The following is a 25,666-nucleotide window of genomic DNA, read 5'->3' as shown; positions in this document are numbered from 1 at the left end:
CGGCCCTTCGGGTCCGCATGGACGACGTGCTCACCGAAATGGTGGGCCTCGGATGAATCCTAAAAGGGCAAATCCATTTGCCGCGTCGGATGCTCTAAGGGCGACTTGGAAATAAGGCAAATCTCTCCAGCGGGGGCTTGCATCGAGCCCCGAATTGGCTAGTAAATAGGCACAATGGAAATTGATCAAAAAATAGGCGAGGGGTTGCGAGTGGGACCGATCGAGGTCGCAGTCCCGGCGATCCTTGCACCTCTGTCGGGCGTCACGGATGTGGCGTTCCGGCGCATCGCGAAGCGTCTCGGGGCCGGACTTGTCGTCTCCGAGATGGTCGCGTCGGACGAGCTCGTCCGGGGATCCGAGGAGGCGCAGCTCCGGGCCGAGGGGGCCGGCATCGAGCCACATGTGGTCCAGCTGGCAGGCTGCGACCCCCGCTGGATGGCGGAGGGGGCCAGGGTCGCCGAGGCGGCGGGCGCCCGGATCATCGACATCAACATGGGCTGCCCCGCGAAACGCGTGATCGGCGGCTATGCGGGCTCAGCCCTGATGCGCGACCTCGACCATGCCAGCCGCCTGATCGAGGCGACGGTGCTGGCGGTGTCCGTGCCGGTAACGGTGAAGATGCGGCTCGGCTGGGACCATGACGCCCTGAACGCCGCGGACCTTGCCCGGCGGGCACAAGCGCTCGGCGTGAGGGCCGTCACGGTTCACGGCCGGACGCGGCAGCAATTCTACAAGGGCCGCGCCGATTGGGCCGCGATCGCGCCCGTCGCGCAATCCGTGAGCATTCCCGTGATCGCCAACGGCGATATCGGTTCACTGGACGAGGCCCGGACATGCCTTGCCGCGTCGCAGGCTCACGCGGTGATGATCGGACGCTCGGCCGTCGGTCGGCCATGGATCGTGGGCCAGATCGGGGCTGCGCTTCGCGGAAGGGCGTTGCCTGATCCGAGCCCGGCCGAGAAGACCGACCTTGCCCTTGAGCACTACGACGGCCTTTTATCTCTCTACGGAGCCAAGGTCGGCATCCGGCACGCCCGTAAACATCTCGCGGCGTACGCCGAGGCGGCCGTGGAGTCCGGTTTTAACGTCCCGCAGAATGTCCGGACCGGCCTCGTCACGTCGGACGATCCGAGCGTCGTCATGGCACTGCTGGGCTCTCTCTATGCCCATCGGAACCGGGAGGCGGCATGACGGCGGCGATGAACGACCTCATCATGAACGCGCTGCCGTTGCCGGTTCTGACCGTCGGGAGGGAGCACGGCATCGTCCACGCGAATGCGGCGGCTGAAGCGTTCTTCGAGGTGAGCCTGCGCATGATGCAGCGGCAGAAGCTCACGGATTTTCTCCCCTTCGGCTCACCCGTCCTGAGCCTCGTGGACGATGTCCGGCAGCGTGGCGCGAGCGTGAGCGAGCACCGCGTCGACATCGGCAGCCCGCGCCTCGGTCCGGAACGGATCGTGGATGTGTTCGCGACGCCGCTCGGTGACGACAGCGACCATGTGGTCGTGATGCTCCAGGAGCGCACGATCGCCGACAAGATGAACCGGCAGCTCACCCATCGCGGAGCCGCCCGATCGATCACGGCGCTGGGGGCGCTGCTCGCGCACGAGATCAAGAATCCGCTCTCGGGCATTCGCGGCGCGGCGCAGCTCCTCGAACAATCGGCCGACGAGGACGACAGGCTCCTCACGCGCCTGATCTGCGACGAGACGGACAGGATCGTGAAACTCGTCGAACGCATGGAGCATTTCGGCGAGGAACGGCCGGTCGACCGAGGGCCCGTGAACATCCATGGTGTCCTGGACCATGTGAAGCGCCTCGCCGCGTCCGGTTTCGCGCGTCATATCCGCTTCGTCGAGACGTATGATCCGTCCCTGCCGCCGGTGCTCGGAAACCGGGATCAATTGGTGCAGGTCATCCTGAACCTCGTGAAGAATGCCGCGGAAGCGGTCGGGATCGATGCGAGCGACGGAGAAATCACCCTGTCGACCGCCTTCCGGACCGGCGTCAGGCTGCAGGTGCCGGGATCGCAAGAGCGCGTGAGCCTGCCGATCGAGCTGAGCGTCAGCGACAACGGCCCGGGAATTCCTCCGGAGCTGATGGGCGATCTGTTCGATCCCTTCGTCACCACCAAGGTGCAGGGCAGCGGCCTCGGGCTCGCGCTCGTGGCAAAGATCGTCGGCGACCATGGGGGCATCATCGAGTGCGAACCGGCACCGAGGCGCACGACCTTCCGAATTCTCCTTCCCATGCACCGCGCGACAGCCGGTAGCGATATGGCTATGTGAGGCCCAAGAACATGCCAAGCGGACAAATTCTCCTCGCCGACGACGACGCCGCGATCAGGACCGTGCTGAACCAGGCCCTGTCCAGGGCCGGATACGAGGTCCGCTCCACCAGCAACGCCGCGACGCTCTGGCGCTGGGTGGCCCAGGGCGAGGGCGACATCATCATCACGGACGTGATGATGCCGGACGAGAACGCCTTCGATCTGCTCCCCCGCATCAAGAAACTGCGGCCGGACCTTCCCATCATCGTCATGAGCGCGCAGAACACCTTCATGACGGCGATCAAGGCATCGGAGCGCGGTGCCTACGAGTATCTGCCGAAGCCGTTCGATCTCAAGGAACTGATCGCGGTGGTGGGCCGCGCGCTCTCCCGGCCCCGGACGCCCGTTCCGACCGCCACCCCCGTCGAGAACGAGGATATCCCCCTGGTCGGCCGCTCCCACGCCATGCAGGAGATCTATCGCGCCCTGGCCCGCCTGATGCCGACCGATCTGACCGTGATGATCACGGGCGAGTCCGGAACCGGCAAGGAGCTCGTCGCGAAGGCCCTGCACGATTACGGCAAGCGCCGGCAGGGGCCGTTCGTCGCCGTGAACATGGCGGCGATTCCGCGCGAACTCATCGAATCCGAGCTCTTCGGCCACGAGAAGGGCGCCTTCACGGGAGCCACCGCCCGCAATACCGGGCGCTTCGAGCAGGCCGAGGGCGGAACCCTCTTCCTGGATGAAATCGGCGACATGCCCATGGAGGCGCAGACGAGGCTCCTGCGCGTCCTCCAGCAGGGCGAATACACCACGGTCGGCGGCCGCGTGCCGATCAAGACCAATGTCCGCATCGTGGCGGCGACGAACAAGGATCTGCGGGTGCTCATCCAGCAGGGATTGTTCAGGGAGGATCTCTATTTCCGCCTCAACGTCGTCCCGTTGCGCCTGCCGCCCCTGCGCGAGCGCGTGGAGGACATTCCGGACCTGGCCCGGCACTTCTTTGCGCTTGTGGAAAAGGAGGGGCTCTCACGCAAGCAGCTCGACACGGAGGCGATGGATCGCCTCAAGCGCTACCGGTGGCCCGGAAACGTCCGCGAGCTCGAAAATCTCGTGCGCCGTCTGGCCGCTCTCTATCCGCAGGACACGATCACGGGAGCGATCATCGACGCGGAACTCGATTCCCAGCCCTTGCCGATGCCGCAGCCGGCCGGCAACAAGGCCGCCGGGCAGGCCCAACAGGGCTCGGAGGGGCTTTCGGAGGCGGTCGAGCGCCATCTGGCGGATTATTTCTCTGGCTTCCGCGACAGCTTGCCGCCACCCGGCCTCTATCACCGGATTCTGCGGGAAATCGAGGGGCCTCTCATTGGAGCTGCCCTTGCGGCAACTCGTGGAAACCAGATCCGCGCGGCCGAACTTTTGGGCGTGAACCGCAACACCTTGCGCAAGAAGGTGCGCGATCTGGACCTGATGGTGGTGCGCAGCAATCGCCCCTGAGCGGGCGGTTGTAATAATTTGACCACAGTGTTGTGTTGGTGCATCACCCTTCAACGGGTGCCCCACTGAGGGCGCCCGATTTGCGGGGCCTCACGTCTTGATCGAGCAGAGCATTCACGAACCGCGCCAAGTGGCGGAACCGGCCCAGGGCAGCCTTGGCTGGCTGGGCTACGGCGCCGTGCTCGCGGCCCTCGGTTCGGCCCTGACCACCTTCCTGGTTCTGTCCGGCGCGACCCCTATCCTGCCGACGAACAACGTGGTCGTCGGCATGTTCGTCATCAACGGATTGCTGATCACGCTGCTCTTGGGCGTCGTCGCCTGGCAGGCCAAGAAGCTCGTGCGCGAGCATCGGGCAGGGGCCGCCGCGGCCGGTCTCCACGTCCGGATCGTGGGCCTGTTCAGCCTGGTGGCCGTCCTGCCGGCGATTCTCGTGGCGGGCGTGGCGACCGTCACCCTGGAGCGCGGCCTCGATCCTTGGTTCACCGGCAAGATCCGGGAGCTCATGTACAACACGGTCGAAATCGCGCGGGCATACCGGGAAACCCAGTGCCGGATGCTCGCCCGCGAAACCAACCTCCTGGCGGTCGATCTCAACCGCGCGAAGGTCATGTACGACGCGGACCGGAAGCTCTTTCGCGAATACATGACCTACCGCTCCGTGGCGCTCGGATTCCCGCTGGCCATGATCCTGGAGCCGGACGGCACCGTCGTGGAAAAGATCGAGTCGAAGAAGCTCGAAGGCATTCCCGAGCCGAAGGAAGCGGATCTGCAGGATGCCAGCAGCCAGGAGCCATGGTGCCTCTTTCCGCGCACCGGCAATATCGTCGTTTCGGTCCTCAAGCTCGAGGCGCATAAAGGGCGAATTCTCTACATCGCCCGCGAGGTCGACCAGAGAGCCATCGAATTCCCGCCCATCGCCGAGGCCGGCGTCGCCTATTACGAGGCCTTCGATCAGAAGAAGGCGGGCATTCAGTTCGCCTTCGCGTCCATGTTCACCCTCATCGCCCTGACCGTGCTTCTCTCGGCGATCTGGTTCGGGCTGAATTTCGCCAATCGCCTCGTCGCGCCGATCCGCCGCCTGATTCATGCCACCGACCAGGTGGCGACCGGGAATTTCTACGTGCAGGTTCCGGTCAAGCGCAGCGAGGGCGACCTGGGCCATCTCGGCGAGACCTTCAACAAGATGACCTCGGAGCTGCGCCGCCAGCACGACGGGCTTACGGCGGCGAGCGAGCTCATCGACAGCAGGCGGCGCTTCACGGAAGCCGTTCTGGCCGGAGTTTCCGCGGGCGTGATCGGCATCAACGCGCGGGGGACGATCACGATCGTCAACCCCTCCACCGAAGCCCTCCTGCAGACGCCGCGCGAGAGCCTGATCGGCCGTTCGATCACGGACATCCTGCCGGAGGTCGCCCAGCTCGTCCTGGAAATGAGCCATGGACGCCAGCGCCTGATGCAGGACCAGATCCAGATCTCCCGCAAGGGCAAGGAGCGCACCATCAATGTGCGCGTCACGAGCGAGCAGACCCGAAACGACAAGCGCGAGATCGTCATCACGCTCGACGACATCACCGATCTCGTCGTGGCGCAGCGCACCGCCGCCTGGGCCGACGTGGCACGGCGCATCGCGCACGAGATCAAGAATCCGCTGACGCCGATTCAGCTCTCGGCCGAGCGGATCCGCCGGAAGTACGGCAAGGTGATCACCACCGATCGGGAGGTCTTCGATCAGTGCACCGACACGATCGTGCGGCAGGTCGACGACATCAAGCGCATGGTCGACGAGTTCTCGTCCTTCGCCCGCATGCCGAAACCGACCATCGGGCGCGAGGATCTGGCCGAGACGATCCGCCAGGTGGTGTTCATGATGCGCATCGCGCATCCCGACATCACTTTCGTCGACCAGGTTCCTGAAGGGCGGGTGATCGCGCCCTTCGACCGGCGGCTGATCTCCCAGGCCGTGACGAACATCGTCAAGAATGCGACCGAAGCGATTACCGCCCTGCCGGAAGAGGAGCGCGCCCAGCCGCAGATCGCGGTGACGTTGGATGAAAGCCATCCGGAATACCTGATCCTGGCCGTGACCGACAACGGCAAGGGCTTCCCGCTCGAGGGCCGCCAGCGATTGCTCGAGCCCTATATGACGACCCGCGAGGGCGGCACAGGACTGGGCCTCCCGATCGTGGCGAAGATTTTGGAAGACCATGGGGGCGGCATGGACCTCGTCGATAATCCCGCAGGCCGGGGCGGACAGGTTCGCATGTGGATCCCGAAGACGAAGCAAGTTGCCGATGAAGAGACGCCCGCCGCCTCAGAACGCAACGAAACTCGCAGAGTAAGTCTATGAGCGCTGACATCCTCGTCGTTGACGACGAAATCGACATTCGCGAATTGGTGGCCGGCATTCTCGAGGACGAGGGCCACCGGACACGCACGGCGGGAACGTCGGACGATGCCCTTGCGGCCATCGAGGCGCGCCGTCCGCATCTCGTGTTCCTCGACATCTGGCTGCAGGGAAGCCGCCTGGACGGCCTCCAGGTCCTGGACATCGTCAAGGCCCAGCACCCCGACCTGCCCGTGGTGATGATCTCGGGACACGGCAACATCGAAACCGCCGTCTCGGCCATCAAGGCCGGAGCCTACGACTTCATCGAGAAGCCCTTCAAGGCGGACCGCCTCGTGCTCGTCGCCGAGCGGGCCCTCGAAGCGTCCCGCCTCAAGCGCGAGGTGAGGGATCTGCGCTCCCGCTCCATCCAGGCCAACCGCATCGCGGGCAAGTCCATCGTGATCAACCAGTTGCGGCAGGCCGTCGAGCGGGCGGCGCCCACGAATGCCCGCATCCTGATCACGGGCGCCCCGGGGTCCGGCAAGGAGCTGACGGCGCGGACGGTCCACGGCATGTCCACGCGCGCCAACGGCCCGTTCGTGGTTCTCACGGCGGCGAACATCACGCCCGAGACCATGGAGACCGAGCTTTTCGGCAACGAGGGCGCGGAAGGCGGAGGTCGCAGGGTCGGCGCCCTCGAGGAGGCGCACGGCGGCACGCTCTATATCGACGAGATCGCCGACATGCCGCGTGAAACGCAGAACCGGATCCTGCGGGTCCTTGTCGACCAGAATTTTCAGCGCGTGGGCGGCACGACGCGCGTGCACGTGGACGTGCGCATCATCTCGTCGTCGAGCCGCGACCTGCCGGCCGAGATCGCGGCCGGAAACTTCCGCGAGGACCTGTTTCACCGGCTCGGCGTGATCCCGATTCGCGTCCCGTCCCTGGCCGAGAGGCGCGAGGACGTGCCGGAGCTGATCGAGTTCTTCATGGATCAGATCTCCACCACGACCGGCCTGCCCCGGCGCCGGATCGCCGAGGATGCCATGGCGGTGCTTCAGTCCCACGACTGGCCGGGCAATGTCCGTCAGCTGCGCAACAACGTCGAACGCTTGATGATCCTGAGCTCCGGCGACCCGGATGCCGAGGTGACGGCGGACATGCTGCCCTCGGAAATCGGAACGTTGGTGCCGAGCACGCCGGGCGGGGCAGGGGGCGAGAAGCTGATGAGCCTGCCCTTGCGCGATGCGCGCGAGATCTTCGAGCGGGAATATCTGCTGGCCCAGATCGCCCGCTTCAGCGGCAACATTTCCCGCACCGCGGAATTCATCGGGATGGAGCGTTCCGCACTTCATCGGAAGTTGAAATCGCTGGGGATCGGCAGCTAGAGTATCGTGCGGACCCAGCGGGCCGCCTGAACGATGCTCTCATTCGAGGAGAAAGCATCGGATGGGTCCCAAAAGTGCAAATCCACTTCCCGTGTCCGATGCTGGAGAAACTCCTCACGCGCCCGGCGCGGAAGCGGCCCCGCGGGGAGCCTGTCCCCGACCGCCACTCTCATCCACGGGAAAATATGCTCCGGAGGGGGTAGATTAATGAAGACCCTCTTGCCGAACGGTCAACTTCGCCCTGTAATAGTCGGGCCGGTCGACGACCGCACGATAGCGGAAACCATATACAGGCGGCCCAATAGCCAAGACCGGCGGTGATGGGCTTGCGAGGCAACTTCAATGGCGGGCGATCGCGCGCAGAATCTTCAGGACACGTTTCTCAACTACGTCCGGAAGCAAAAGATTCCCCTGACGATATTCCTTGTGAACGGCGTGAAGCTTCAAGGGGTCGTCACATGGTTCGACAATTTCTGCGTTCTTCTGCGCAGAGACGGTCACTCCCAACTGGTTTACAAGCACGCTATATCCACCATCATGCCCGGACAGCCCGTCCAATTGTTCGACCAGGTCGACGAGGCTGGCGAAAAGGCTTGAGGTGACTGAACCGCGCACTCCGGGGGAACACCGTCTCGCAGAGCTGGCCGAACCTGAAAAAGAGGTTGCGGTCGGCACCCGAACGCTTGTCGTCGGGCCGTATCTGACCCGAAAGCGTCGCTCGCTTTCCTCCGATGGGGAGAGCGAGGAGACGAACCCTCGCCCGCCCGAGGCCCGCCTCGACGAGGCGTCAGGCCTGGCGCTTGCCATCGACCTTTCCGTCGTTCGGTCTCTGATCGCGCCGCTCGCCTCTCCCCGGCCTGCGACCTATATCGGAAGCGGCAAGGTGGACGAACTGGCGGCCCTGATCCGGGCCGAGGATGTCGGCCTCGTGGTCATGGATTGCGCGCTCAGCCCCGTGCAGCAGCGAAATCTGGAAAAGGCCTGGGGCGCGAAGGTCATCGACAGGACCGGCCTGATCCTGGAGATCTTCGGTCGGCGCGCCCGTACGAAAGAGGGCACCCTTCAGGTCGAGCTGGCGCATCTGTCCTACCAGAAGGGGCGGCTCGTCCGCTCGTGGACCCACCTGGAGCGGCAGCGTGGCGGATTCGGCTTTCTCGGAGGCCCCGGCGAAACGCAGATCGAAGCGGACCGCCGGCTCATTCAGGAGCGGATGAACCGGATCGAGCGCGACCTCGAAAGCGTGGTCAAGACACGCTCCCTGCACCGGACGAGCCGGAGGAGGGTGCCTTATCCCATCGTGGCTCTCGTGGGCTATACCAATGCGGGCAAGTCGACCCTCTTCAACCGCATGACCCGGGCCGAGGTTCTGGCCGAGAACATGCTGTTCGCCACCCTCGATCCGACGACCCGCGCCATCGATCTTCCGCACGGGGAGAAGGCGATCCTGTCCGATACGGTCGGCTTCATTTCCGATCTGCCGACCATGCTCGTCGCGGCCTTTCGGGCAACCCTGGAGGATGTGGTCGAGGCCGATATCCTCCTGCATGTCCGCGACGTCTCCCACGGGGAAACGGAGGCTCAGGCGGGCGACGTGGCCGTCGTCCTGCGCGAGCTCGGGATCGATCCGGATGACACCCGCAGGATCATCGAGGTCTGGAACAAGGCCGACCTCCTCTCGACGCAGGATCGCGAGCGCCTCGCGGCGGCGTCCCATCGCGCCGGAATCGAGCGGCGGCCGGTCCTGATTTCGGCGCTCACCGGGGAAGGCGTGTCCGAGCTTCTGGAGACCATCGAACAGCACCTCGCCATGGGTCGGCGGACCTATGAAGTCGACGTGGCTCCCGAGGACGGGCAGGGGCTTGCCTGGCTTCACGAGAACACCGAGATCCTCGAGCGGAAAACGCTTGAGGACGGCCACACCCTCCTCCATGTGCGCCTGGTTCAGGGCAAGGAGCCCCGGTTCCTGAACCGTTTCCCCAATGCCCGCGTGATCTAGAGGATCGGACGCGGGAAGCGGATTTGCCCTTTTGGGACTCCGTCCGATGCTCCCGTCTTGGAAAACCGCACCGTTTGAGCGCAAAACCGGGGCCGCTCTTTCGCACGATGCTGTAAGTTTCTGTTTTTGAGCATCTTTTCACGCAAAACCGGTTCCCACTTTTGCGTCCGATGCTCTAGCCGTGCAGGAGAGAACGACCTGTCGGCATCAGTCTCGACACTTCGTTCGGCCTCCAGGTGCGCCGATCCATCTCAGGAAGCGCCTTCCTCACCCACTCGTCCGACCGGGCAAGAGCGGCGAGATGGCTCTCATAAGCGGGCAGGCCGGGAAAGCTCGAGAGCCACGCGAAGACGGTCTCGCCTTCGCGAACAGGAAGTCGCGGAAAGGTGTTCGGACCTTTCTCGGTGACGAATGCGGCCAGAACTGTTGCCGAGGCCTGTCGCAGAAGCGGCTGGAGTGTTTCCTCGAAGAACGTGGCAAAAGCCCCATCGGTCCGCGGAGCGAGATAGCAGATCGTTGCCACAATCAGACCCGGTTGCCCATGAGGCCCCGCTGGCCGAGGGCGCTCCTCGGTCGGAGCCGCGAATCCGGTCTGGGGTGTCGCGGGGCGCAGGAGCAGCACGTTGTCGGAGTTGATCATCGTGCCGTTTGCAACGTCCTTGTGGGTCGCCCAGACCGGCCCCGCGTAGAACGTCTGCAGAGCTGCCGCACGGGACTGCATGTCCGCGAAGCCGCGCAACCAGACGAAGTCATTGGGAGCGTCGAGGTCGCGGAATTGCCCGATAACCCGCATGCCGACTGCTTCCTGCGTCTCCACGAACTCACGGTCGAACAGATCGATCAAAGTCTCTCGTTTCCCTGGATGAAGGCGATAGCGCCGCAGCTCGACAACGGCTGTCCCGGTGTCGCTCGCCTCCCGCCGAATTCCGCCAGCTCCGTCGCGATCAGTCATAACAGCCATGAAGAATCTCCAAAAACAGGACGTTCATCCTGTTTCCATTACGGGACGCTTGTCCTGTTTTGTCAACCTGCTATCCTGGCCGGCCCATGGAGGCAGTATGGCGAGCCGAGCGCCCACGAAGCAGCGACGCAGCAATGATCCCGAAGGCGTCCGACGACGCGTCGTCGATGCAGCCTACGCAGCCTTCTCGACACAAGGATATCACTCGACCTCGGTCCATGACTTGAAGCGCGAGGCGGGAGCGACGGGTGGCGCCCTTGCGCACCATTTCGCTACAAAGAAAGACCTTGGGCTTGCCGTCATACGCGATCGGGTCGCCGCTGCCGTTGAGGAGACGTGGATCCGGCCCGTGCTGGCCGCGCCCACTGCGGCAGAGGGTATTCAGGCCGTCTTCGCCAGCATCATCGCGGAACTGGAGGATCAGGGCGCAGTCTCTGGTTGCCCGTTGAACAACCTCGCGATCGAGCTCGCGCGTCATGATGACGACTTCCGTGTGTCGATCGATACGGTCTTTGTCCGATGGCGAGAAGCGATCGCGGACAAGCTCAAAGCCGACTTGAGCGCCGGGGCCGTGGCCGATCTCGATCCTGAAGCCTTCGCGGTCCTGGTCGTTGCATCCTACTCGGGATCGATGGCAATGGCGAAAGCCCAGCAGAGCGCCGAGCCGCTCAGGGTCTGCGCCGAGCAGCTTGCCGGGGTGATGCGCATGCATAGTCCAGCGGTGGGTCGATGATGGCTTCGAAGCGGTTTCGTTCGAGCACTCTTCGTGGGTCGCATCGAGCGGAAAACCGGGACCACTTTTCGCACGATGCGCGAGTGCGGCCCGCCCGGTCCGCCCGAGGCGCTAGACGCCGCGCTCGGACAGCTTCGCCTGCACCCAAAGATTTTCCATCTCTTCGAGCGAGGCGTCGTCCAGCCTGCGCCCTTGCCGCTTCAGGGCCTCCTCGATCGCTCCAAACCGGCGCTCGAACTTGGCGTTCGTCCGTCTCAGAGCCGTTTCGGGATCGATGCCGTAATGGCGGGCGAGGTTCGTGACCGAGAACAGAAGGTCGCCGATCTCGTCCTCGATGCGGTCTCGTTCGCCGCTTGAGGAGGCGTCCTTAACCTCTTCGAGCTCCTCGTGAATCTTGTCGATCACCTGGGCCGCGTCGGGCCAGTCGAACCCGACTTTCGCAGCCTTCCCCGTCAGCTTCTGGGCACGGGTCAGAGCGGGCAGGGCCGTCGGAATGCCGCCGAGAAACCCGGCATCGTTGGGCTCCGGGGCGTGGCCCATCGTCTCCCGGGCGCGGTGCCGCTCGCTCTTTTCCTCCCGCTTGATCTCGTCCCAGAGCGTCTTGACCTTCTCCGGAGTCAGATCCTTCGCCTCGCCGAACACATGGGGGTGGCGGCGGATCAGCTTGCGGGTAATGGCCTCGACCACTTCGGGAAAGGCGAAGGCACCTTGCTCTTCGGCCATCCGGGCATGAAACACGACCTGGAGCAGCAGATCGCCCAGTTCATCCCGCAGGTCGGCCAGATCTCCCCGCTCGATGGCGTCCACGACCTCATAGGCCTCTTCGAGCGTATAGGGGGCGATGGAGGCGAAATCCTGCTCCAGATCCCAGGGGCAGCCTGTCTTGGGCGTACGCAGGGCTGCCATGATCTCCAGGAGCCGTGCGATATCTGAAGAAGGCGTCATATCAGGGCTGTCCTTGTTGTCGTGGCGCTTCATAGCCCGATTCCAATAGGGAATCAGGACAAAAGATGATCAAAGGCCCTTCGAGTTGGGAGACGAAAACGATGAAAGCACGGGTCAAGCTGGTCGACGGCATGATGTTCGTCGGGGAATCGGGCAGCGGGCACGCGGTCGTGATGGACGGGGCGCCTGAATATGGCGGTCGCAACCTCGGCATCCGGCCGATGGAGATGCTGCTGATCGGCCTGGGCGGATGCACGGCGTTCGACGTGGTTCAGATTCTCCGGAAGGGGCGGGAGGACGTGACGGACTGCGATGTCGAGATCAGCGGCGAGCGCGCCGAGACCGACCCCAAGGTCTTCACGGCGATCCACATCGCGTACCGGGTCAAGGGGCGTAAACTGGCCCCCGCGAAGGTCGAGCGCGCCATCGAGCTCTCCAAGGAGAAGTATTGCTCGGCCTCGATCATGCTCGGCGCGGTCGCCAAGATCACGCACGACTGGACGGTCGTCGACGAGACCTCCGCCGAAGCGTAAATTCCAGAGCATCGGACGTGAAAAGCGGCTTCGACTTTTGGGATCGGTTCTATGCGCTAAGTTCCCACACGCATCGGGTACGGGGCCGTACGCTCCCTCCCGATGGGTTGCGGGCGATCGTCGCATGTAGACCTAATCTCCATTCCGTGCCGGTCGGCGGAGGATTATGATTTGCTCCGAAGACCGGGCGCTTTCGCTCTCTGTCTCGGGCGGAAGCGCCGGATTCGCGATCAGCCGATCCGAGACGCATTGCCCTTGTTGGGCACGATGATCATCCCCCGCGGATCTCCGGCTGACGATGGAGGAACGCACGATGGCGCGAAATTCGATGACCCCTTACCGCCCCGGCGGCGGAATGTTCGCAGGCGACCCCTTCCTGTCCCTGCATCGCGAGATGAATCGCCTCTTCGACGATGTCCTGCGCGGAAACAATCTTCCCGCCGCGACCGGCGGTCAGGGCGATGTCGGCAGCTTCGTCAATGCGAGCATGAACGTCTCGGAGACGGACAAGGAGATCCGCGTGACCGCGGAACTGCCGGGCGTCGCTGAAAAGGACATCGACGTAAGCCTCGACGACGACGTGCTGACCATCCGGGGCGAGAAGAAATTCGAGCGCAAGAACGACAAGGAGAACTTCCACTTCGTCGAGCGCTCCTACGGCACGTTTCAGCGCTCGGTGCGGTTGCCCTACCGGGTCGATCCCGAGCAGGTGCAGGCGAGCTTCGAGAACGGAGTCCTCACCGTGACGGTCCCCAAGACCGAGCGGCAGGAGCGCTCCCGCCGGATCCAGGTCCAGGGGCGGGGTTCGACGGATCAGGGCACGGGCGGCGGAGCGACCGGACAAGGGCGTCCGGCGGCAAAGGACCAGTCGGAGGACACCAAGTCGGGATGATGCTCCGGCCCCCGGCGCCTCGTTGCGCCCAGGCGGGAAGCATGGCCGTCATGCCGCGGTTCGCGGAGAACGAAAGCGATGCTTAGGGACATCATCGTGCATCTCGATGGGGGTCATGAAGACGAGATCCGGCTCGAGCACGCTCTCGCCATCGCGGCAGCGGAGCGCGCCCATCTGACCGGTCTTTACACGAACCAGTTGCCGGAACTCACGGTCATGGTGCCGATGGATGGCGGCGCGGCCGCGATCCAGGTTCTCTCCGAGCTCGAGGACAGAGCCCGCCAGGACGGGGATGTCATCGCCGAGCGTCTGGCGGAGAAGCTCTCCGGCCTCGAGGTCCCGAGCGAGTTTCGCCGCCTGGACGACACCTTGGGCGGCTTGCTGGCTCAGGTAGTCGACCAGGCGCGCTGCGCGGATCTCTTCGTAACGACACGGCCCTATGGCAAGGCCGGAGCATCCCTCTGGTCCGGTCTCGTCGAGGCTGTACTCTTCGGCAGCGGCCGCGCACTCCTGCTGGTGCCGCCGGGCCGGCATCTGCAGGGACCGATCAACACCGTTCTCGTGCCTTGGAACGGAAGCCGCGAAGCGGCCCGGGCTCTCCGGGAAGGATTGAGCTTCATCGCGCGGGCGGACCGCACGGTCGTCCTGGTGGCCGATCCTCCGGCGGGTGAGGCTCCGGGAGCGAAGGTGAAACGGCACCTTGCCCATCACGGCGTCACCGCCGAGGTCGCGACGGCCGAAAGCCGGGGCCGCCCCGTCGCGGCGGCCATCCTGGAGGAGGCCCGCCGTCTTACTGCCGATCTCGTCGTCATGGGAGGCTACGGCCATACCCGGTTCAGGGAACAGGTATTCGGCGGCGTGACCCGTGACATGCTTACCGCCTCGGATCGCCCGATCCTGCTGGCTCATTGACACCGAGAGGCCTGCGGAAGGCCCTGCTACAGCATCGGGGTGAGAGCATCGGACGTGAAAAGCGGATTCCACGTTTGGGTTCGGTGCTCCAGCTTCTTATTCGAACCCTGCCCTCATCCGTTCCTGCAGAGCCGTGAGCTCCTCGACATAGGGCGCACGCTGCTCCCGATGACGCTCTAGGAGCGCGGCGACCAGCCTGTGCTTGTGGTCTTCGTCGGTCGGGCTGCGGCGGATGCGCTCGAGGTTCTTCTCGCAGGTGAAATCGATGTCGGCCAGATCGGCCAGGAGCGACTGGAGCTGCGGCAGAATATCGGGCGAATACATGCGCTCCGGCCTTGCAGATCCTTGAATACGCAGGTGCTCCATATCCATCGGCATGGCTCCCTCCGTTGTCTTTGCGGCCTTGAACCGCTGTCGTTCGGGTTGTTAACCTACGTTAAGAGCAAGATACTTTGTTCAACGTAGGGCACCTTGGCGCTTGGCGCTCATCGGATCCGGACGGTCTCGGATCCTCGGTGCTTTTCTCCGGCAGGGCCTTGACTTCGATCAAACCCGCCGAAGGGTAGGGTGCCAGGATTGGTCCGGAAGGGGAACGGGTACCGTGCCCGCATGGTACCCTACCGCTCAGGGATAAACGTCATGATGTCGTGAATCGCCCGTCTCCTGATGGCGGCCGCCGGATTCGGAGCGGCCTGGATCGTCGCCGAAGGTGCGCCGAACTTCGGAATCCTTCGGGCGGCGATCGCGCGCCTGCTGGTCACCTTCACCGTGGCCGGGCTGGCGTTCCGACCGTCCTGTCGAGTCGCCAAGCGCGACGTTACTCGGAAATCCCGGTGACTGACGCGCGCTCGCTCTCTGGCGACGCCGGGGTGTTTTCGGCTTCGGCGGCCGGCGGCTTTGCCGTCACGGCCTGCGCCTGCTTCGGCTCATCCGGGGCCGCAGGGCTGCCGTCGCGCTTGGCTCCCGACCATTTGTAGGCGAGCCAGCCCAGACCCGAGACCAGGGCTGCGAGAACGACGAGGCCCGTGCTGGGATAGTCGCGGAAATTGATCCGTCTTCCGGCTGCGAGATCGTCCAGGCCGGGCTCCGTGTCATCATGGCTGCTGGGCATGGAAGATACCTCATCCTGCAAGCTCCATATTTAGCGCATCGTGCGGAAAAGTGGACCCGGTATTCGCTGACGCGGCCCTTCGGGTCCGCAATGAACGATGCGCTGCTCTAAGAAGGGAGCATCGGATTCAATCCCAAAAGAGCAAATCCACTTCCCGGGTCCGATGCTCCGGCGCGACAGGTCGTCTGCAACGCGGAGAGCGTCTCAACAGAGCCGATACGACAGGGCAGACAAGAGGCGTCAGCGGCCAGCGGTGACGGTCGGAGAGACAAACGCTCCACCAAGCGAGGCCCATGTCGAGCCCGTATCGCCCTCGCGCTTGACATAGGTGTAGCCGGTCTGGTGCCACGGGAGAACCGCGTCGCGCTTGTTGTCGAGGATGAAGTCCCCCCGGTTGGTGCGCACCATCATCACTGCATGCCCGGCGCCTTCCTCGTCGATGACCACGGTCATCCGCAGGGCCCGGCGGGGAAAGCCGGCCTCGACCAATTGCCGGCGCTTGACGAGTTGGTAGTCCTCGCAATCGCCATAGCCGTCTTCGGCAAAGTCCCAGCGGTCCTCGACGCCCCAATGCTCCAGATCGGTCATCGGCTTGATGGCGGCATTCACCTTCCGGTTGACCTGCACAAGGACTTTCCAAACCTGCGGAGTAAGGGTGATGGTGGCGGGCTCGGCCGGGTCAACCGCGCATTCCTGTGGCCATTGCTGGCAGAAGCGGACCCATCCGGCTATCGGCTTGGCGTTGCCGACCTTCGCAACGGGCTGCGATGCGCTCGGCAGAGCCGCCAAGGTCTGGGCCTGAGCGGCGGCAGCGGCGACGGCCAGAACCAGAGAGATCGCAGCAAGCCGATAGGTGATCGTGGAAAAAGGCCGAACGTTCAGAAGCCTGAAGAGAGGTTGACGCATTGCCCCCGCCGACGTGTCGTTAAGGAATTGTTCATTTTCATGACACGGCGGAGATGGCGGATTCAAGGCAGGAGTTAAACATCGGTTAACGTCATGGGTCTGGTTCCGTTCCAGCGGTCGCGACCTCGGGGCGAAGGCCCAATCGCAGGAGCCTCGCCGGCTCGACTCGATGCCCGGTGAATTCGCCGACGTCAGATCAATCACGAATGCGTGCGGGCCGCGTGCCGCACCATTTGAGACATTGACGGAAAAACCGATGGAGCGATCGTGTGGGGCGCTGGAGCACCTGTTGTTCAACCATGGCCCAGCCCAGGAGAGTCCCCATGAGGTCATCCCTGATCGGATTGTTCTTCGCTATGATCACCCTTCCGGTCCTCGCCCAAGGTCCCGAGGGAACACCCACCCGCATCCGCGGAACGGTCGAGAAGCTCGACGGCCAGACGCTGGTGGTCAAGACCCGGGCAGGCGAGGACGTCTCCGTCGGCTTGGCGCCGAACGTGACCATTGCGGCCGTGGAGAAGCGCAGCCTCTCCGACATCAAGACCGGCGACTACATCGCCTCCACCTCCGTGCGGGGGCCCGACGGCAAGCTGCGCGCCCTGGAGGTCCATTTCCTGCCGCCAGGGGCCGGCGAGGGGCAGTTCGCCTGGGATCTGGCTCCGGACAGCCTCATGACCAACGCGACGGTCGCCGGGATCGCGGCTGCCCCACAGGGGCAGGCGCTGCGCGTCACCTACAAAGGCCAGGAGGCGGAAATCATCGTTCCGCCCGAGGCGCCCGTGGTCGCCTTCGTGCCCGGGGATACGAGCCTTGTGAAACCCGGAGCGGCGGTTTTCATCTTCGGCCAGCGCAAGCCTGACGGCTCCGTATCGGCAACTCGTCTCACGCTGGAGAAGAATGGGGTCAAGCCGCCCATGTGACTAAGGAACGCAGTCCCTGTCTTCCTCTTGCCGGCCGAAGGGATCAGCGCTGGGTCGCCAAGCCCTGTATGGTCTTGAACGTCCTCTCACACAAAACCGGTTCCCACTGCTGCGTTCGATGCTCCGGGCTTCATGGCCTCGAGAAGAGCAGCACCGGGCAACGTCTTGAGCCAGATCGGCCGCAGGATGCGCAGTCCCGCCGACCGCTGCCATTCCTGAATGGCCTCGACGGACCATGTGCCGGACGTGCTGGTCAGAGCGAAGTAGACGTCCAGCACCGCTCCGAGCCTTCGGCTCGGCCGGTTTGCTTCGGCCGGTGATGCGATCCGAATGGCGTCCACGATCATGAACACCCCGCCAGGCCTGAGGGCGCGGGCGACCTTCTGCGCCAGCCGGAGATTCTGCTCCGCATCGAAGTGGTGGATGAGGTTCGCGAGCAGCACCGCGTCATAGATTTCGGTCCCAAGATCGTCCTCGAGTGCATTGCCTGGCACATGAACTACCCGGCGTTCCAGGCCCTCCCGCGCCAGGATCTCGGCCGCGGAGGGGATAGCCTCCGGCAACTCCAGGATCGTCGCCGTCAGCTCCGGATGGCGGCGGCACATCTGAACAGAGTAGAAGCCGTGGGATCCGCCGATATCGAGGAGAGCCCGGGCCCCTTTGGGCAGACGGGACCGCCAGGCCACTTCGGTTGCCGGCGCGGTTGAGAAATCGCGCATGCCCCACTGGTAGCGGTGCCACTCCTTGGGGCTGAGGGTCCCGTGCATGTCCCGGGCCGTCCCGTCCAGAAGCCACCGGTCGAAACCTTCCGTCCAGCGCCATTCGATCTCCTGGAAGTCGAGCTTGTGCGCCAGCGTGTGGGGGCTGTCGGCAAGCAGCCATTTCCGGGACAGCCGGTTGAGCTCATAGAGCCCGTTGCGATACCGGAGGTAGCCGTGGGCCAGAAGGGCATCGAGCACCTTGGCGGTTGCGCGAGGATCCGTACCGCGCGCGGCGGCGATCTCCTGGGCCGTGCGCCCGCCGTCCTGCAAGGCTTCGAACAGGCCGGCCCGGGAGGCCGCCATGATGATCCGGGCGAACTGGAACGCGGCCTGCGTGTCGGCCAGCGGCTTCGGGCCGAGATTCAGCCTGAGAGCCAGCCACTCGATGACGGTTTCAGCATGAGCTCCGAGCCGCATCGCGCCTCATTCCTCCCGCGACTGAGACTGAACCTTGCATCGGGCGATATCGTGCCGGTCCAGCATCATTCCAGGGCATCGGACGTGAAAAGTGGATTTGCACTTTTGGGATTTCACACACGATGCTCCCTCCTTGGAAAGAGCGCATCGTATGTGAAATCGGACCCGCATCCGAAGCTGAAAGCCTGTGGTCTCGAGCCTCTTCTCACGCAAAACCGGTTCCCACCTCCCGCATTCGATGCTCTAGGGAGCACTCTTCGGGACGACGTTCATGACGAGCAGCGTGCTCGCATCCTGGCGCAGGTCGATCACGTAGTCGGCGGCACAGCCGCTGTCCTCGCCATGGCCCGACCTGTGGACCTCCGCAACGAGCCGCGACACCATCGCGCTGCGCCGGTCCGCCGGAAGATCGGGATCGAAGACGACCATCGTGGCTGTCAAAGCGATGAAGGCATCCGCGACGATCACATGAGGCTGAATGGCGGGATGTCCCTTCAGGATATCCGCTGCGAGGACGATCTTTGCGATCTGCACGTCCGATGGCCGATGATCACGGCCTATGACGAGAATCTCGACGTGGGTGGACGAGAAGCGGCACCACGCAGAAGGGGTGTCGCCGCATTGCTGCGAGTGGAACCGGAGTTCGGACCCGGTTTTCGCCAGGACGTCGTTGATGGCCGTGCCGTAATCGCTCGGCGCCTTGGTGAAGGGATCCGCCAGAGCAAGTCCTTTCAACCCCAAAGCTGAGAGCAAACCCCAAGCGATGACCACCGCTCGCTTCCGGACCTTGGACAAGACAGCACCCGGCTCGTGTCTGTCCTCAGCATACGACCAAAGGCGTGCCGCCGGGAGCGCCCACGGATCGCTATCCGATGCACCTACCACCTATGCGTCAATCCGGGATCCCGAACCTCCGTAGTAATCTTGGCGCTGACGGGAGCACCGGAGTTGCGAACAAGGGATGGGGATCATGCGCAAGATGGTTCTTGCTGCGGCAAGCCTGCTGATCGCGGCCGGATTCGGGGTATCGGCCCAGCAGGGCGATCCTATCCGACAGCGCCAGGACCTGATGAAGAACAACCAGGAGCAGGTCCGATTGCTGACCGGGATGTCGCGCGGGCAGATCCCCTTCGACGCGGCGCGCGCCCAGGCCGCCCTGCGTCAGGTGGAGCAGAATGCCCGGCAGATCCACGCCTTGTTCCCACCGAACTCGCGGCAGGGAAAGACCGACGCCCTTCCCGTGATCTGGGAACGAAAAGCAGATTTCGACGCCCGGGCGGAAAAGCTCGTACAGGATGCCGGAGCGGTCCAGGCGGAGATTACGGATCAGGCCAGTTTGCAACCCGCGCTGCAGCGGATCGGCCGGAACTGTGGCGGCTGCCACGAGACCTATCGTCGAAAGACGACTTGAGGCATCGAACGCAGGAAGTGGGAACCGGTTTTGCGTGAAAAGATGCTGAAGACCGCAGGCTTACAGCATCGGAGGTGAGTTCGAAGGCACGTCCGATGCTCGAGGACGGGCGGTCTCGACCACGCTTTCACGCGGGATGCGAGACCTGGCTTTACGCCGCTGCCGGAATGCCGTCGCTCCGGCCAGAAGCGCTCCTGCCATCGCGAAGGTCGCCGCCAGGAGCCAGGCCTCGTCGATGGCGAGCGTCAGCGCCGCTTTCTCCACGAGCGGCTTCAGGAAAGCCTGCGCGAGGGGACTGTCCGGGGGAGGGTGAGGACCCGACAGCAGATCCGGCGATAAGCCCATGAAGGCGGCAGCCGATCGGTCGCCGGCCGCGAGGCGGTCGATGAGATTCTGTCCGTGCCCTGCCACGCGGGACCAGATGACCGTGTCGATCAGCGCGATCCCGATCGCACCTCCAAGATTGCGCATCAGATTGAACAGGCTGCTCGCGTCTGCCACCTGCTCAGGACCCAGATGCCCCAGCGCCAGCCGGGTCGGAGGCAGAATGCACAGCATGATGGCCGAGCCGCGGATCACCTGGGGCCAGAACATGCCGGCGAAGTCCGTTTGCGGCGTCTGGTCGGCACTCAGCCACAGACCGGCGCTGAACAACGCGAAGCCAACGGTGGCGAGAAGGGCCGCAAACCCGCGCCGCTCGATCCAGACCGTCAGCGGCGCGGCCACCAGCTGGGCGCTCCCGGTGACCAGCATGACGATGCCGATCCGGAGCGGGCCGTGCCCTCTGACGAGAGCGAGGAAGACCGGCATGAGATAGACCGATCCGTAGAGCCCGATGCCGAGCAGAAAACTCAGGATGCACCCGACCGTGAACCGATCGTCGGAGAAGAGCGCGAGATTGACGAGCGGCCTCGGGCTGCGGAGCGTTCGCACCGTGAAAGCGGCGCCGAGCGTGAGACAGAGGGCTAAGGCCAGAAGAACGAAAACAGACGTCCATCCCCGCTTCGGGGCCTCCTTCAGGCCGATCTCCAGGGCCGCCAGCGTCATCGCGACACATCCGACCGAGATCCAGTCGAGGGCCCGAAACAGAGATGCTTCGGACCTCTGCCGGGGAAGGCAGATCGCACCGACGAGAAGCGCAACCGATCCCGGAACGACATTGATCAGGAACAGCCAGTGCCAGGAAAAGCGGGCGGTGGTCCACCCGCCGACCACGGGACCGAGCGTCGGGGCCAGGACGGCCAGGACACCTGCGATGGTCGTCGCCAGCCCCTCGGCTCTGCGGGGTAGCAGGAGGAAAACGGCGGAAAACACCATCGGAATGAGCGTTCCGCCGCTGAAACCCTGCACGATGCGCCATGCCGTCAATGACGCAAAGCCGGAACTCGCGGCGCATCCGACCGAGGCGAGCGTGAATCCGCCGATGGCCAGCATGAAGAGCCGGCGGAACGTCAGGGCACGGATGAGCCAGCCCGTCAGCGGGATCGAGATGACCTCCGCGATCAGGTAGGCCGTCTGGATCCAGCTCATCCGGTCGGGGGAGATATCCAGGGCGGAGCTGATGGCCGGCAGGGACGTGGCGACGATCTGGACGTCGAGGATCGCCATGAACATGCCGAGGGCCATGGCCGAGAAGCCCACCCAGGCCGCGATGGAGGCATGGTCCGCCGGGTGACGGAGAGACATGGCGTGAGACATGGGGTGAGCCCCGCATGCGGCCGGAAGCGATGACGTGCGGCGGGACATCGTCATTGGACCGGTGGCCTCGCGTCCCGTGGTTTATGCGCAACCAGCAGGCCATAGCGCATGGAGCCCGTCGCGTACGCCACCCGGATGCGTAAGAGGCTCAAGGCAAAGACGCGGTTCTTCGCACGGGCATCCATCAGATAGCGGCGGTAGCGCCGATCGGTGAGAAGCAGCCTGGCGACACGTCCGGCGCAGATGGTCCATGTCCGCTGCACGCGGCCGGTGAGATCATGAAACGTGTCGATCTCGAACCCTGCCTTGATGGCCCATCCGCGATACTCGGCCTCTGTCCCCATGCTGGCGAGCCGCCCTTCGCGGCAGATCGGCTCGAGCAGGTGGCGTTCCTCCCACGACGTGGCCCCGGTTTTCGCCAGCCAGGCGCAGACGCCAAGCCTGCCGCCGTCCCGTAGCGTCCGAAACGCCTCGTCGAAGAAGCCCTGCTTGTCTGCCATATGCTCGGAGCTTTCGATGGCGATGACGCAGTCGAAGGCGTTCCCGGCAAAGCCGTTCTCCAGCCAGTCCTGACGCAGGAAGGTGAGAAGGGGGGCACCGCCGCTCCGGAGCCGAGCCTGCTTCAGCTGCTCCGCCGAGAGGGTCACGCCCGTGACATGAACGCCGAAACGTTTCGCCAGATACTCCGCCGTGGCGCCGTAACCGCATCCGACATCGCAAAGATTTTGTCCCGGTCGCAGAGCCAGTTCCTGCGCCAGACAGGCGATCAGGGCCTCGACGGCGTCGGCCGGGCTCTCCCGGCCCGTGAGCCAGAGCCCATGATGGACATGGTCGCCCCAGACCTCGCGGTAAAACGGGTCGAGCTCGTCATAGTGATCGGCGACCGCCTGAACCGTCTGGGGCACTCGTGGGGTGATCATGGCGCGACCAATGCCCGATGAATGGCGCCCGAGCGCAAACGGGTGAGTGCCGCGACGGACCTCAGCACGCCGGGCCAGGTCTGAAAGATCGTGACGAGTTTCTGCTGTCCTCTGGGCCAGCGGCCCGCATCGTGAATCAGGGACGCGATCCGGATCTGCGCGCGCACATGGCTGCGAATCTCACGATGATAGATCGAGCTTTCCCGGCCGTGCCGCAGGAAGGCGGAGGCTGATATGAAGCCGCTATGCAGCGCGATCGACATGCCGTCGCCGGTGAAGGACGGGGTGACGGCCAATTGATCCCCGAGCCGGAACAGACCCTCCGGCTCAGAGGGCAGGGGGGTATGGATGAAGCCATAAGGAATGCCGAAGATCGCCAAGGGACGAGGCGTCACGGGCGCTGCTCCATCGAGGCGGGACGCCATGGGAGAACTGCTATCGCAGATGAATTCGAGGAGCTTGTCCCAGCGCTTGCCGACGCCGTCGAAACACTCCCGGCTGACCAGAAGACACAGGTTTGCGATGCCGCCCTCGACGATCTGCAATCCGGCGTAACCTCCCGGGAAGAGCACGATCTCCACCGCCCCGTCGAGAGCCGATCGTTGAGCCGGGGCGAGAGCAAGGTGTGTCTTGAAGCCGATCATGTCGTCCCTGGTCCGGGCGGTCACACGCTTGCCTCCGCGGAGATCGTGCTTGCCTGTCGCCAGGAAGAGCGCATGTGCCTGCAACTGATCGCCGGAGGAGCGGTCGACGCTCCAGCCCGCCCGATCGGGCGCGATGCTGCGGACCGTTGCACCACGTTCGATTCGGGCCCCGCTCGATGCCGCTGCGTTCAGGAGGGCTTCGTCCAGGCTCTTGCGCGAGAGCCCTCGCGCCCTGAAGGGCAAGGCGGCCTCGGCGATCGTCCGGTTGCAGATGATCCGCACGGATGAGATCGCGCTGGCTCCCAGTCGATCGAGATCGATTCCGAGGTGAGCGAGGTAGTCCTGCGCCTCGACGCTGAGGAACTCGCCGCAGACCTTGTGGTGCGATTCCGCACTCCGCTCCATCAGCAGGACCGGACGGCCCGCCCGGGCGAGCAGGCAGGCTGCCGACGATCCGGCCGGGCCCCCGCCGACAATCGCGACCTCCTCCATGGGCTTACCCGGTGTCATTTCAGCCGGCTCACGCACAACCGGAACGGCATATGCCACCGGATCGTCACGGCCGAGAGGTCGAGGCCCGCTTCACGCAGGATCTGCTCCCAGTCTGAGCGGCGGAAGCTGCGCGCGATCGACACCGGACCGTCATGCCGGACGAAGCGGTGCCATCCCGCGAGCCGGGAGAGAAGGCGGAAAGCATGAAACGGAATGCCATGCCGGTGCAGATCGGCGATGAACCAGCCGCGGACAGCCGCGCGCTCCATCCATCGGACGAAGCGCACGAGCTCGTCGTGAGTCATGTGATGCGTGGTCTGGGAACTGACGATGAAGTCGACGGGCCGATCGGAGGTGAACTGGAAGACGTCGCCCACGCGGAAATCGATCCGGGCCTCCTCGGGCGTTGCCGCCCGCGCGATCGTCTCGCTGTACGGATTCAGATCGACGCCGATCAGCGCCACATTCCGTTTTCTGCGGCGACTCCATTGATGAATCCGCCGCAGGAGGTCTCCATAGCCGTAACCCACGTCGAGAACGGTCACACTGTCGGTGGGACGCAGATTGCGCGTGGCGCGATCTAGCCACGCGAGGATCGGGCGATGGGTCGATGTCAGAACGTTGACGCGGGCGAGATCCTCGAGGCACGCCCTGTAGTCCTCGAGCGAGACGTTCTCGGTATCCATGAATTCCGTCTCGTCGCTGCGCCGGCCGAACCCGATGTCCATGACACCCCGCCCGTTGATGACGTCCTACCCGTTGATGACGCCCTACCCGTTGAGAGCGAACCTGAAGGTTTCCGCCACGAGGCCCGGCCCGAATGCCATGGCAAGCCCCCGTGACGGTGACGGCGCGTGCTGCATCATGCGCTTGAGAACGAACATCAGCGTGGCCGACGACATGTTGCCGAACTCCCGGAGCACATCTCGCGACCAGCGCAATGCATCGGGGCCAAGGCCGAGACCTTGCTCGACCGCATCCAGGATCGTGCGCCCCCCCGCATGGACGGCCCACAGATCGTACTCCTCCTTGCTGTGTCCGCGCAGGATGCCCTGGTCGTCGTTGCGCATGGTCTCCTGCCGCAGAGCGCGCGCGATCTGGGGAGGGACCTCGCCGGAGAGACTCATCTTGAAGCCCGAATCCCCGATCCTCCACGTGATCAGGTCGCTCGTGTCCGGGATCGTCACAACCCGAAAGTCCTTGAGCGCAATTCCCTCCGGCCGGGCCGTAACGAGACTTGCCGCACAGCCGTCTCCGAACAGGAGCGCGCTGAGAAGCACTTCGAGTTCGGGCGTTTCCTGGAGGTGCAAGGTGCACAATTCGAGATTGACCACCAGCACCTTCGCCGAAGGCTCGGACCGCACGATGTGATGCGCAACCTTCAGGGCATTGACGGCCGCCGCGCATCCCATGAATCCGACCAGCGTCCGCTCGATGGACGGGCTGAGCCCAAGACGATCGACGAGCTGCTGATCGAGCCCCGGCGCCGTAAAGCCCGTGCAGGACGCGACGACCAGATGCGTGATGGAGGACAGGGCCTCGCTGAGGCCGAGGGATTCGACACCGCGCTGAGCGAGCTCCACCGCGTGAGCCTCGAAATGGGCCATGCGGGCACCGGTGCCGGCGAACCGACACATCTGGTAGAGACCCTTCCGGTCGACCTCGGCTTCCGGATTGTCGCTGGGCTCCAGGGTCGAGTAGCGATGTTCGATGTCCGCCCGCTGCACCATCCTCTGGAAGAGGAGGCGGGTCCTTCGGTCCGGCAGAATTTGATCGGCGAAGTGGATGAAGGTTCCGTGCACGTCGTATTCGGGAACCGCCGTACCGATCCGATTGATGTAGGCCACTGTCATGTCACACCTGAGCACTATTCCGGGGTCGAATGAGAACACCGGTCGTCCTCGAAAAATTCGGCCTGTAGAAGAAAAGACCCT

Annotated in this window: 25 protein-coding genes; 13 read left to right on the top strand and 12 right to left on the bottom strand. The window is 64.4% G+C overall.

The genetic code is table 11. The features are described from left to right. The first annotated feature begins 174 nt into the window (after window positions 1-174). The 7 genes from dusB (at window position 175) to hflX (ending at window position 9,476) form a co-directional block, all read left to right on the top strand. A complete protein-coding gene (gene dusB, locus AB8841_RS19555; RefSeq protein ID WP_370437472.1) occupies window positions 175-1,191 on the top strand; it encodes a tRNA dihydrouridine synthase DusB in 1,017 nt (338 codons plus the stop codon). Further along, the gene (locus tag AB8841_RS19550; RefSeq protein ID WP_370437471.1) at window positions 1,188-2,288 is read left to right on the top strand and encodes a nitrogen regulation protein NR(II); all 1,101 of its coding nucleotides are present in this window, start codon (window positions 1,188-1,190) and stop codon (window positions 2,286-2,288) included. Before dusB ends, AB8841_RS19550 begins: the two co-directional genes overlap by 4 nt. Before the next feature lie 11 nt (window positions 2,289-2,299). Further along, window positions 2,300-3,766, top strand: a complete 1,467-nt coding sequence (gene ntrC / locus AB8841_RS19545; protein ID WP_370437470.1) for a nitrogen regulation protein NR(I) — start codon at window positions 2,300-2,302, stop codon at window positions 3,764-3,766. A 97-nt stretch (window positions 3,767-3,863) separates the two neighbouring features. Beyond that, window positions 3,864-6,113: an ATP-binding protein gene (locus AB8841_RS19540; protein ID WP_370437469.1), complete on the top strand. Its 2,250-nt coding sequence runs from the start codon at window positions 3,864-3,866 to the stop codon at window positions 6,111-6,113. After that, window positions 6,110-7,480, top strand: coding sequence for a sigma-54-dependent transcriptional regulator (locus tag AB8841_RS19535; RefSeq protein WP_370437468.1), 1,371 nt, complete (start codon window positions 6,110-6,112; stop codon window positions 7,478-7,480). Before AB8841_RS19540 ends, AB8841_RS19535 begins: the two co-directional genes overlap by 4 nt. Window positions 7,481-7,822: 342 nt before the next feature. Beyond that, window positions 7,823-8,077: an RNA chaperone Hfq gene (gene hfq, locus AB8841_RS19530; RefSeq protein WP_329785631.1), complete on the top strand. Its 255-nt coding sequence runs from the start codon at window positions 7,823-7,825 to the stop codon at window positions 8,075-8,077. Window position 8,078: 1 nt separating this feature from the next. Continuing rightward, window positions 8,079-9,476: a GTPase HflX gene (gene hflX / locus AB8841_RS19525; protein ID WP_370437467.1), complete on the top strand. Its 1,398-nt coding sequence runs from the start codon at window positions 8,079-8,081 to the stop codon at window positions 9,474-9,476. A 175-nt stretch (window positions 9,477-9,651) separates the two neighbouring features. Here the strand turns inward: hflX and AB8841_RS19520 are convergent, their stop codons facing one another. Beyond that, window positions 9,652-10,437 carry an NIPSNAP family protein gene (locus AB8841_RS19520; protein ID WP_370437466.1) on the bottom strand — a complete coding sequence of 262 codons (786 nt, stop codon included), beginning with the start codon at window positions 10,435-10,437 and terminating at the stop codon, window positions 9,652-9,654. Window positions 10,438-10,534: 97 nt separating this feature from the next. Between AB8841_RS19520 and AB8841_RS19515 the strand changes: the two genes are divergently transcribed. Continuing rightward, entirely contained in the window at window positions 10,535-11,170 is a 636-nt protein-coding gene (locus AB8841_RS19515; protein ID WP_370437465.1) for a TetR/AcrR family transcriptional regulator, read from the top strand. Between the two features lie 111 nt (window positions 11,171-11,281). On the opposite strand, the gene mazG is transcribed toward AB8841_RS19515, so the two are convergent. Continuing rightward, entirely contained in the window at window positions 11,282-12,115 is an 834-nt protein-coding gene (gene mazG / locus AB8841_RS19510; RefSeq protein ID WP_370437464.1) for a nucleoside triphosphate pyrophosphohydrolase, read from the bottom strand. A 101-nt stretch (window positions 12,116-12,216) separates the two neighbouring features. On the opposite strand from mazG, the gene AB8841_RS19505 reads away from it, so the two are divergent. The 3 genes from AB8841_RS19505 (at window position 12,217) to AB8841_RS19495 (ending at window position 14,452) form a co-directional block, all read left to right on the top strand. Further along, complete coding sequence (locus AB8841_RS19505) at window positions 12,217-12,648, top strand: OsmC family protein (RefSeq protein ID WP_370437463.1); 432 nt, start codon at window positions 12,217-12,219, stop codon at window positions 12,646-12,648. Between the two features lie 313 nt (window positions 12,649-12,961). Next, a complete protein-coding gene (locus AB8841_RS19500; RefSeq protein ID WP_370437462.1) occupies window positions 12,962-13,540 on the top strand; it encodes an Hsp20/alpha crystallin family protein in 579 nt (192 codons plus the stop codon). A gap of 78 nt (window positions 13,541-13,618) precedes the next feature. Beyond that, window positions 13,619-14,452, top strand: coding sequence for a universal stress protein (locus AB8841_RS19495; protein WP_370437461.1), 834 nt, complete (start codon window positions 13,619-13,621; stop codon window positions 14,450-14,452). A gap of 96 nt (window positions 14,453-14,548) precedes the next feature. On the opposite strand, the gene AB8841_RS19490 is transcribed toward AB8841_RS19495, so the two are convergent. From AB8841_RS19490 to AB8841_RS19480, 3 genes are all read right to left on the bottom strand, one after another. Beyond that, window positions 14,549-14,830: a hypothetical protein gene (locus AB8841_RS19490; RefSeq protein ID WP_370437460.1), complete on the bottom strand. Its 282-nt coding sequence runs from the start codon at window positions 14,828-14,830 to the stop codon at window positions 14,549-14,551. Window positions 14,831-15,269: 439 nt separating this feature from the next. Continuing rightward, window positions 15,270-15,563, bottom strand: a complete 294-nt coding sequence (locus AB8841_RS19485; protein WP_370437459.1) for a hypothetical protein — start codon at window positions 15,561-15,563, stop codon at window positions 15,270-15,272. A 240-nt stretch (window positions 15,564-15,803) separates the two neighbouring features. Beyond that, entirely contained in the window at window positions 15,804-16,469 is a 666-nt protein-coding gene (locus AB8841_RS19480; RefSeq protein ID WP_370437458.1) for a transglutaminase-like cysteine peptidase, read from the bottom strand. A gap of 323 nt (window positions 16,470-16,792) precedes the next feature. On the opposite strand from AB8841_RS19480, the gene AB8841_RS19475 reads away from it, so the two are divergent. After that, complete coding sequence (locus AB8841_RS19475) at window positions 16,793-17,389, top strand: hypothetical protein (protein ID WP_370437457.1); 597 nt, start codon at window positions 16,793-16,795, stop codon at window positions 17,387-17,389. 86 nt (window positions 17,390-17,475) lie between these two features. Here the strand turns inward: AB8841_RS19475 and AB8841_RS19470 are convergent, their stop codons facing one another. Next, window positions 17,476-18,567 carry a methyltransferase gene (locus AB8841_RS19470; protein WP_370437456.1) on the bottom strand — a complete coding sequence of 364 codons (1,092 nt, stop codon included), beginning with the start codon at window positions 18,565-18,567 and terminating at the stop codon, window positions 17,476-17,478. Between the two features lie 243 nt (window positions 18,568-18,810). Further along, entirely contained in the window at window positions 18,811-19,338 is a 528-nt protein-coding gene (locus tag AB8841_RS19465; RefSeq protein WP_370437455.1) for a hypothetical protein, read from the bottom strand. A 199-nt stretch (window positions 19,339-19,537) separates the two neighbouring features. Here AB8841_RS19465 and AB8841_RS19460 point away from each other — a divergent pair, with 199 nt between their 5' ends. Further along, a complete protein-coding gene (locus AB8841_RS19460; RefSeq protein WP_370437454.1) occupies window positions 19,538-19,978 on the top strand; it encodes a cytochrome c in 441 nt (146 codons plus the stop codon). 60 nt (window positions 19,979-20,038) lie between these two features. Here AB8841_RS19460 and AB8841_RS19455 read toward each other — a convergent pair whose 3' ends face one another. Genes AB8841_RS19455 through AB8841_RS19435 form a run of 5 tightly spaced genes read right to left on the bottom strand, consistent with a single transcriptional unit; the run spans window position 20,039 to window position 25,585 of the window. Next, the gene (locus tag AB8841_RS19455; RefSeq protein WP_370437453.1) at window positions 20,039-21,676 is read right to left on the bottom strand and encodes a DHA2 family efflux MFS transporter permease subunit; all 1,638 of its coding nucleotides are present in this window, start codon (window positions 21,674-21,676) and stop codon (window positions 20,039-20,041) included. Window positions 21,677-21,726: 50 nt separating this feature from the next. Then, the gene (locus AB8841_RS19450; protein WP_370437452.1) at window positions 21,727-22,596 is read right to left on the bottom strand and encodes a cyclopropane-fatty-acyl-phospholipid synthase family protein; all 870 of its coding nucleotides are present in this window, start codon (window positions 22,594-22,596) and stop codon (window positions 21,727-21,729) included. After that, complete coding sequence (locus AB8841_RS19445) at window positions 22,593-23,750, bottom strand: NAD(P)/FAD-dependent oxidoreductase (protein ID WP_370437451.1); 1,158 nt, start codon at window positions 23,748-23,750, stop codon at window positions 22,593-22,595. Before AB8841_RS19445 ends, AB8841_RS19450 begins: the two co-directional genes overlap by 4 nt. Next, complete coding sequence (locus AB8841_RS19440) at window positions 23,747-24,460, bottom strand: methyltransferase domain-containing protein (RefSeq protein WP_370437450.1); 714 nt, start codon at window positions 24,458-24,460, stop codon at window positions 23,747-23,749. The genes AB8841_RS19445 and AB8841_RS19440 overlap by 4 nt, the downstream gene beginning before the upstream one ends. Before the next feature lie 42 nt (window positions 24,461-24,502). After that, on the bottom strand, window positions 24,503-25,585 hold the full coding sequence (locus AB8841_RS19435; RefSeq protein WP_370437449.1) for a type III polyketide synthase: 1,083 nt from the start codon (window positions 25,583-25,585) through the stop codon (window positions 24,503-24,505). Window positions 25,586-25,666: the final 81 nt, after the last annotated feature.

The sequence above is a fragment of the Microvirga sp. TS319 genome (genome assembly GCF_041276405.1).
Classification (GTDB): Bacteria; Pseudomonadota; Alphaproteobacteria; order Rhizobiales; family Beijerinckiaceae; genus Microvirga.
This window is presented reverse-complemented; position numbering and strand designations above follow the sequence as displayed.